At 30.3% G+C, this 8,974-nt stretch carries 6 protein-coding genes and 1 tRNA gene; 4 read left to right on the top strand and 3 right to left on the bottom strand.

Annotation, left to right across the window (positions count from 1 at the left end):
- The first annotated feature begins 538 nt into the window (after window positions 1-538).
- Window positions 539-784 (top strand): AbrB/MazE/SpoVT family DNA-binding domain-containing protein, encoded by a 246-nt coding sequence (locus tag AB2369_RS08420; protein ID WP_027633472.1) that lies wholly within the window; start codon window positions 539-541, stop codon window positions 782-784.
- Window positions 785-999: 215 nt separating this feature from the next.
- Here AB2369_RS08420 and rsmI read toward each other — a convergent pair whose 3' ends face one another.
- From rsmI to AB2369_RS08405, 3 genes are all read right to left on the bottom strand, one after another.
- Window positions 1,000-1,842, bottom strand: coding sequence for a 16S rRNA (cytidine(1402)-2'-O)-methyltransferase (gene rsmI / locus AB2369_RS08415; protein WP_367666036.1), 843 nt, complete (start codon window positions 1,840-1,842; stop codon window positions 1,000-1,002).
- Window positions 1,843-1,905: 63 nt separating this feature from the next.
- Window positions 1,906-2,646: a tRNA1(Val) (adenine(37)-N6)-methyltransferase gene (locus tag AB2369_RS08410; protein WP_367666035.1), complete on the bottom strand. Its 741-nt coding sequence runs from the start codon at window positions 2,644-2,646 to the stop codon at window positions 1,906-1,908.
- 290 nt (window positions 2,647-2,936) lie between these two features.
- Window positions 2,937-4,157, bottom strand: a complete 1,221-nt coding sequence (locus AB2369_RS08405) for an NlpC/P60 family protein (protein WP_367666034.1) — start codon at window positions 4,155-4,157, stop codon at window positions 2,937-2,939.
- Between the two features lie 350 nt (window positions 4,158-4,507).
- On the opposite strand from AB2369_RS08405, the gene AB2369_RS08400 reads away from it, so the two are divergent.
- From AB2369_RS08400 to AB2369_RS08390, 3 genes are all read left to right on the top strand, one after another.
- Window positions 4,508-6,214, top strand: a complete 1,707-nt coding sequence (locus AB2369_RS08400) for a methyl-accepting chemotaxis protein (protein ID WP_367666033.1) — start codon at window positions 4,508-4,510, stop codon at window positions 6,212-6,214.
- Between the two features lie 319 nt (window positions 6,215-6,533).
- Window positions 6,534-6,609 (top strand) — tRNA-Pro (locus AB2369_RS08395).
- A 115-nt stretch (window positions 6,610-6,724) separates the two neighbouring features.
- Window positions 6,725-8,089 (top strand): TIGR00366 family protein, encoded by a 1,365-nt coding sequence (locus tag AB2369_RS08390; protein ID WP_367666032.1) that lies wholly within the window; start codon window positions 6,725-6,727, stop codon window positions 8,087-8,089.
- Window positions 8,090-8,974 lie beyond the last annotated feature (885 nt).

The following is an 8,974-nucleotide window of genomic DNA, read 5'->3' as shown; positions in this document are numbered from 1 at the left end:
ATTCACAATTGCCCTGTGGATAAGTTGTGTGACTTTTGTGAATTATTAATCTCTATTAGTTTAAAGTTATTATCACATCATAAATCTTCACCTTTTCAAATTTCACATCATATTATAGCATTGAATAGAATATTTCTTTACCTTAATATGTATATTTTAAGAAAAATTGAACAAAATATATAATGAACATTTTGATAATAATTTTAATTTTTATCAAGAGTTTTCGACATTAGTTAATTTATGTGCCATAAAATTACTATTTTATTTCAAAATTTTAATCAAGTATTTTAGGAATATACTTCCATTTATTTATGCAACCCTTATATATCAAGGGATTTGTTAATTCATTGTTATATTTTTCTAGTAAAACTTATTTTCAATAATGTATTGACATTTCAATAATATGGTAGTATATTATCTATTAGATGGAATTTTGTAATTTGAATTATATTATTTCCATTTAAATTTTGACGTATTGTTACATTAAAATTGTATTTTATAATTTCATGTCGAAAGATGTATAAGGAGGAACAAATTTATGAAATCAACAGGTGTAGTTAGAAGAGTGGATGAGTTAGGAAGAATAGTTATTCCGATAGAATTAAGAAGAACTTTAGACATTGCTGAGAAGGATGCTCTAGAAATATATGTAGATGGGGAACAAATCATATTAAAGAAATATGAGCCTGCTTGCATATTCTGCGGAGATGCAAGAGATGTTATAAACTATAAAGGTAAGAACATCTGTAAGAACTGTCTAAATGATATAAAAGTTGATAGATAATATTAAGAAATAAATTTAAAAATGCTATAGAATTTTCTATAGCATTTCCTTTTTTCATAATTATATAATTATGTTAACTTTATCTAGGCTTAATTACTTAAACTTCCAAATTTCTTACTATTTATTGAACGATTCATCATATACTTTGGAATATTATTGATTATTTGTTTATTATCTCATAGAAATATCTATTAATTTCTTTATAATAATATTATTTAAATACCTATTGAATATTTATACACCTCAGATTTTGACATTTCTCTTTCCTTTGCTACCAGCTTTATAGCGTCTTTTTTCTTCATTCCCTCATTTACATATTTTATTATATGTTCTTCTATTGTTAAGTTTCCCCAAACCTCTTCTGCTTCTTCCTTTATTTGCTCTAAAGTTTTCCCTTCTACTACTAGAACATATTCTCCTCTTGGTTTAACATTTTTATAATGTTCTATGATATAGCTTATGTTTCCCCTTAATATTTCCTCATGAAGCTTTGTAAGCTCTCTACATATAGCCATATTCCTATCTCCAAGTTCTTCTCTTAAAAAACTTAAGGTGTCTAAAAGTCTATGAGGAGCTTCATAGAATATAAGAGTTTCTCTATGATTTATTATTTCTTCAATTAAAACCTTCCTATCCTTAGTTTCCCTTGGAATAAAACCTCTAAATAAAAATTTACTAGTATCTAGTCCAGAATATACTAAAGCTGTAATAGTTGCTGTAGCTCCTGGAAGAACCTCAAAGGGAACTTCTGACTCTATACATCTTTTAACTATTACACTTCCTGGATCAGATATACCTGGAGTTCCTGCATCTGTTATTAGGGCAATTTGTTGTCCTTCTATAGCTCTATCTATAAGATTTTCTGACTTACCTTGTTCGTTATGCATATGATAGCTTATTAAAGGCTTTTTTATATTAAAATGATTTAAAAGTTTTAAACTTTGTCTTGTATCCTCAGCTGCTACAACATCACAATTCTCAAGAACTTCTAAAGCTCTTAATGTAATATCTTTAAGATTTCCTATGGGGGTTGGTACTAAATATATTTTTCCGCTCATTAATTTCTACTCCTTATTTGCTTTATATAGCTATTTTTCACTATAAGCTCTTTTAAGCTTCATTTATTCTTCTCTTCCATAGATTTTATTTATTTCCTCTGTAAGCTCTCCTTCATCATTATATACATAAAGGGGGCTTTCCCACTTTAAAAACTTTCCTCCATCTCTCTGTCCTTCTATAAGAACTATGTTAGGTGGCTTTTTACTATTAGGATGAACCATTCTTATTAACTTAGGTTCAATTTTATGCTTTCTCATAAGGCATAGAATGTCTGCAAGCCTTTCTGGTCTATGTACCATATAAAGCCTTCCATTATCTCTTAAAAGCGTCCTAGACGCCATAATAACATCTTCTAAGGTACAACATACCTCATGTCTTGCTATGGCTGTTTTATCCTTAGGATTTAATATACCTGCTCCCCCTAATTTATAAGGAGGATTAACAGTGACCACATGGGCTTTTTCTAAGGTTTTTAATAGTTTTATATCTTTTAAGTCTCCATGAAGAAACTTAATTTTCTCCTCCATGGAATTTATCATAACACTTCTATTTGCCATCTCAACAAAGTCTTCCTGTATTTCAATTCCCATAATACTAGAAGCCTTAGTTTTTCCGCTTATTACAAAAGGTATAATACCTGTTCCTGTACAAAGATCTATAACCCTCATATCTTTCTTTACCTTAGCAAAATTAGCAAGGAGCACTGCATCTATTCCAAATCTAAATGCATCTTTTTTCTGTATCAGCCTTAATCCCTTTAACTGTAAATCATCTACGGTTTCGTCTTCTCTTAAATACTCCATATTCAAGTCTCCTCCTCATATGCTCTACCACTCTATAATATTACCTATTATATCATATACTTACTACCTTTCATCATATTGAATGTTCTTTACACCATCTGAGGCTAGATGGATGTAGCAATGTTATATCCCACCTTTTAAGAGGATAGGAGTGCTACAATTGATAACCATCAGATAAAAACCTTAAGTAGGTATTCTAAAAAACTCAAAAAATTAACAATTAGTAGCTTCATATTATGTTTTAATATGAAGCTACTAACTGTTATATAATTACTATTTTTATTACTTATTTAAACTCTTCTTGCAACTGAGAAGTCACTTCTGCTAGAAAGGGAACTTACCTTAACCACATCACCTGTTCTTGGTGAATGTATGTAATTTCCATTACCTGCATATATACCAACATGAGTCGGAGCAGTTGCGCTACCAAAGAACACTAAATCTCCTGGTTGAAGGTCTGATTTTGATACAGGTGATCCTTGTTTAACCTGGTCAAAGGTTGTTCTATTTAAGCTTTTTCCATTCTTTGAGAAAACATATTGAGTAAATCCTGAACAGTCAAAACTATTTGGTCCTGCGGCTCCCCATTGATATGGCTTACCTTGTAGACTATAAGCAAAGTTTACTATTCCTGAAGCATTACCAGAAGGAGCTGCTGATCCTCCTCTATCAAGGGTTGCACTTTGTTGCTTTTGAGCTACTAATGACTTTCCCTTTTCTATTAGGTCAACTACCTCTTTATCTATAACCTTTATCTGAGATCTTATACCTCTTAAAGCATTAATAGCAGAATTTAAATCCTTAACTGAACTGCTTGGATTATTAATAACATCCTTCGGATATTGTATCATTTGTCTTTCTTTTGTAGCAAGATCCACTTTAATACTCTTCTGAACTTCATTAGCTTTATCAACTAATACCTGCTGCTTAGCTTGTTGAGTTTTTAATTCATTAAGCTTGGCTTCGTTTTCAGTCTTCAATGCCTTTATATTATCTATTTCTTTCTTTAGCGCTTCTTTTTTATCATCAATCTCTTGCTTTTTACTTGTTATTTCATCCATCATTTGTTTATCTAAGCCCATTAACTTATTGACAGCTTGTACATTTGTAACTAAGTCTGAGAAGCTTCTTGAACTTAATACTACTTCTATGTAGCCTGGATTACCACTCTTATATATGGCTCTCATTCTCTTTCCATACATTTCTTCCTTCTTTTCTAAATCTTTCTGAAGGACTTCCATGTCTTTTTCAAAAGCCTTTATGCTGTTTTCTTTATTTCCAATTTCATTATTATTCTTATCTATTTGAGCTTGTATTTGCTCTGCTTGTCCTTGTAATTTTTGTAACTCTTGCTCTAAAGCACTTAATTTAGCCTCTGCATCTTGGTATTCTGCTTGCTTCTGCTCTATTTCTTGTCTTTGAGCATCACTTAAAGGGTTAGCCATCGCTACTAATCCCGTGTTTAAAGCAATAGCGGCTGCTAAAATAGCCGATATAATCTTTTTATTCATAATCCCACCTCAACATAATAAAAATTTCTATCTAAAATAATTAAAGTATTTCCATCTTAAATCTGTCTTAAATATTATAACATTACCTCTCTTATGAAAACAATGTAAATATGAACCAAAATCCACTGATTTAGAAACTTTTTTGTAAACTTTGTAATTGTTTTTTAACTTTTGTATGTAACTTGTGTAAATTATACCCACCTTATACTTAAATTTATTTTCCTAAAATAAATCCAATATATGTATTTTGCTATTTTAATATTTTATAACATGAACTATAATATTATATATAAGAATTTTCTGTATTTTCTGTAAGTTTATTAGAATATAAAGGGGGAATATATATTTTTATGCTAAATAATTTTTCTGTTAAGAGTAAACTTATGATTTCATTTATACTTACATCCTGTTTAACTCTAATCATAGGAATAATCTCTATTAATAACCTTCATAAAGTAAATGACAATTTAAAAGTCACCTATAACGAAACCTTAACTACTATAACCGATCTAAATGAAATAAAACAAACGCTAACTAATAATAGAGCTTATTTTTCAGAACTAGTTTTTTCTAAAGATACATCTAAAAAAGTTAGTATTCTAACCTATATAGATGCTGAAACAAAATCCCTAGATAAATTCATAGAAGTTTTTGATAATTCTCCTATAAGTACTAAAGAAAAAGAGGTTTGGGAAAGCTTTAAAACTACATATAGTAAATATAATGATAATAACGAGGCTATAATAGAATCAATTGAAAATGAGGACTTTAATAATGCTGCATTTTTATTCGATGATTTTTCAAGTCAACAAACTGCTATGTTCTCATCCCTAGAAGCTCTAAGATCCTTAAGAAAAATTGCTACTACTGATTTATATAATAAAAGTCAGGAAATATATAACACCACTAGACTTTATATGATAATCTTAGTTCCAGCCTGTATAGGTATATCTCTAATTATAAGTGCTTTAAATTTAATAACCATATCAAAAGGACTAAAAAAATCATTAGACTTTGCTGATAGCTTAGCTAAAGGTGACTTAAGTAAATCAATAAAGTCTAAGGGAAAAGATGAATTCTCAACCCTATGTAACTCCTTAAATAACGCAGTTTATAACATTAATCTTATGGTTAGAAAAATTCTAGATACTTCTTCTGAACTTAGCTCCTCCTCTCAGGAACTCTCTGCTTCTGTTGAGGAAATAACATCACAAATTGCATTTATAAACTCTTCATCTAATTCTATAAAAGAACTAAGTTCAGTGTCCTCAATGAATGTTGAAAAAGTTCAAAATGTCCTTCAATCTATGAACTCTAATATAAAAATTCTTTCTAGCAAAGCAAATGAAGGAGAAGATGTATCCTATAAGATACAAGAAAGGGCTATATCTTTAAAGGAGAATGGGGAAAGATCTATAAATTCCACTGAAAATCTATATAGGGAAAAGGAAGATAAATTAGTAACTGCCATTAATGAAGGAAAGATTGTAGAAAAAATTAAGGATCTTATATCTCTTATTTCCTCCATAGCTGAAGAAACTAAACTTTTAGCTCTAAATGCTGCCATTGAATCTGCTAGAGCTGGAGAACATGGTCGTGGTTTCTCAGTGGTAGCTGAAGAGGTTAGAAAACTTTCTGAGGAGACCTCTATTATAACAAAGGATATAGAAGGTATAGTCTTTAAGGCTAATACTAGTTTTAAAAACCTTAGTAATAATACAGAGGATATATTGAAATTTATAAACAAACAGATTGTCCCTCAATTTAACATTCTTCTTGAAAGTAGTAATTATTATGGAGAAGATGCTAAATTCATGAAAGACTTTTCATCAAATTTAAATACTATGTGTATAGAACTTAAGGACGTTATCGAAAGTGCTAATAATGTGATTTTTGAAATGATGAGCGCCTCTGAGAATTCTAATAGTAATTCTAATGATATTTTGTCTAGTTTATCTGATGCTAGTGACTCTATAGAAGGTATTTCAACGGCTGCCCAAGTTCAGGCAGAGCTCGCACAGAATCTAACATCTTTAGTACAAAACTTTAAAGTTTAATAGAAATAGGCTGTGGCACTAAGGAATTTACATACAATATATTGATTTATAATTTTAAGATTAGTACACTATATTGTAATATTTATCCTTAATGCCACAGCCTCTTAAATTAGCTCTTTATGTTAGCTAAATTATTATATTGAAATTATTTTACTTAAAATTGAAAATTTCACCCTTTAAAGCTTAAAGATATAGCTTATATATTAAGATTTAAATAACACAAATAGATAAATTAATCATTTATTCTTTTAAATAAGAAAAACTGTATTATATTTAGTATTGACAGTTGCAACTTAATTTTATATAATTAAGTTGTCGCCGGGGTGTGGCGCAGATGGGAGCGCGCGTGGTTTGGGACCATGAGGTCGCAGGTTCGATCCCTGTCACCCCGACCAAAGGACTAAGATTATTCTTAGTCCTTTTTATTTTGTTACAATTTGTAAACGTATTCCTAATTGTGTATAATATATGTATATATATTATATTTATTACATTTATTAGGAGGTTTTTATGTTTAAAAAATTCACTAATGGTTGTGTAAATCTAGTTCAAAAATATCTACCAGATCCATTTATTTTCGCAACCATTCTCACTTTCTTTGTTTTTGTATCTGGAATGATATTTACTAAACAAGGTCCTTTATCAATGGTAGTCCATTGGAGTAATGGACTTTGGAGCTTACTTGCCTTCTCTATGCAGATGGCTCTAGTTTTAGTAACTGGTCATACCCTTGCCAATGCGCCTTCATTTAAAAGAACCTTAGAGAAACTTGCTTCAATTCCTAAAACTCCTGCAAGGGCAATAATAATGGTTACTTTTGTATCCCTTATAGCTTGCTTTATAAACTGGGGGTTCGGTCTTGTAATTGGAGCTATCTTTGCAAAGGAACTTGCTAAAAAGGTTAAAGGAGTAGATTACAGACTTTTAATCGCCTCTGCCTACTCTGGTTTTTTAATTTGGCATGGTGGACTTTCTGGATCTATCCCTTTAACTGTGGCTACAGAAGGAGAAGCTCTTACTAAAGCAACAGCAGGGGTTGTAACAACTGCAATTAAAACTAGTGAAACTATATTTTCCCCTATGAACTTATTTATAGTTATAACTCTTATAATAACCTTGCCTTTAATAAATAAAGCTATGCACCCTTCATCAAAAGATACCGTAACTATTGACCCTAACCTCTTAATGGGGGAAGACTTAGAAGCCGCTGTATTAGAAGTTAAAACTAATACTCCTGCAGATAAGTTAGAAAATAGTAGATTAATTAGTATAGCTTTATTTATTATGGGATTTACTTATATATGCTATTATTTCTATACTAAAGGTTTTAATCTCACTTTAGATATAGTTAACACCATATTTTTATTTTTATCAATTCTACTTCATGGTACTCCTCGTAAACTTGTTAAAGCCATTGGGGATGCTGTCCATGGTACCTCTGGTATAATTCTTCAGTTTCCTTTTTATGCTGGAATAATGGGTATGATGGTAGGTGCAAACTCTTCTGGACTATCTTTAGCTGGAGTAATGTCTAATGGATTTGTAGCTATTTCTAACCAAACTACATTTCCTTTATTTAGCTTTTTAAGTGCCGGTTTAGTTAACTTTTTTGTTCCTTCTGGAGGAGGGCAATGGGCTGTACAAGCTCCTATTATGATGCCAGCTGGTGTAGAACTTGGTGTTCCAGCAGCTAAAACTGCTATGGCAATTGCTTGGGGAGATGCTTGGACAAATATGATTCAACCATTTTGGGCTTTACCTGCTCTTGGAATTGCAGGTCTTGGGGCTAAAGATATAATGGGATATTGCCTTGTAGACCTTATATATTCAGGGTTTATTATATCCCTAGGGTTTTTATTATTCTCCTTATTCTAAAAAAATATAAAACCTATTATAGAACGAATCTTTCTTCAGATGGCGTTCTTTCCACCATCTGAAGGTTAGATGAGTTAATCTAGGGGCGTAGCAACCATTATACACCACCTTTTAAGAGGATGTGGTACTAAAGCTTATAGCCATCAGATAGAACGAATCTTCTTTTAGATGGTGTTTTTTCAACCATCTAAAAATTAGATGAGTTAATCTAGGGGCGTAGAAACTGTTATCCCTACCTTTTAAGAGGATGGGGTGTTACAGTTTCTAGCCATCAGATAAAAAATAATTTATATATTTTTATAAATTCTATTGTCATTGACTTTAAGTAGTGCTATAACTATATTATATTAAAATTAAATTTTAAAACTTGTGAATATAAAACTAATATTTAAATGGGTGCTCATTAAAACACTCTCTTTCCAAAAGATTTAATTAGATCCATTTAATCTACAAACTTAGCTTTATTCATCACAAGTTCTTTTTATGTTAAAATACATATCTATTTTTATCATTTTCTTTTATTTCTATAATACAATACCCTAAACTAACTTATTTTTTTAGTTAAGTTATCCTATTAAAATTATTACTCTTAAGTCCATTATAGGGTTTTTAGCTTGAATCTTAACTTATACATATATTTAAATCCTTTAAAACCTTGGAGTTTAAGTAGTGAATAAGATAAGTTTTCAATCAAAAACCCTATAGTTTCTAATAGTTAGGGTTTAATTTTATAGTAAAATTCATCTGCCATAGCTGCCGACCTACAAAGGGACATGATGACTATGACTATAATTATAGTAATAATGTAAAATACTAATTTTATTATTCTCATTCCGTTGCCAAAACCTTATAAAACTCTATAAAGCTTGTTTAATTCCCTGTTCA

The organism is Clostridium sp., from assembly GCF_040797585.1.
Classification (GTDB): Bacteria; Bacillota; Clostridia; order Clostridiales; family Clostridiaceae; genus Clostridium_Z.
Note: the sequence above shows the minus strand (reverse complement) of the source record. Positions and strands in the feature narration are given on the sequence as shown.

Bases quoted from the DNA above. Each gene is read 5' to 3' on its own strand.
- AB2369_RS08405 (WP_367666034.1), bottom strand. From the start codon at position 4,157: ATGAATAAAAAGATTATATCGGCTATTTTAGCAGCCGCTATTGCTTTA.
- rsmI (WP_367666036.1), bottom strand. From the start codon at position 1,842: ATGAGCGGAAAAATATATTTAGTACCAACCCCCATAGGAAATCTTAAA.
- AB2369_RS08390 (WP_367666032.1), top strand. From the start codon at position 6,725: ATGTTTAAAAAATTCACTAATGGTTGTGTAAATCTAGTTCAAAAATAT.
- AB2369_RS08410 (WP_367666035.1), bottom strand. From the start codon at position 2,646: ATGGAGTATTTAAGAGAAGACGAAACCGTAGATGATTTACAGTTAAAG.
- AB2369_RS08400 (WP_367666033.1), top strand. From the start codon at position 4,508: ATGCTAAATAATTTTTCTGTTAAGAGTAAACTTATGATTTCATTTATA.
- AB2369_RS08420 (WP_027633472.1), top strand. From the start codon at position 539: ATGAAATCAACAGGTGTAGTTAGAAGAGTGGATGAGTTAGGAAGAATA.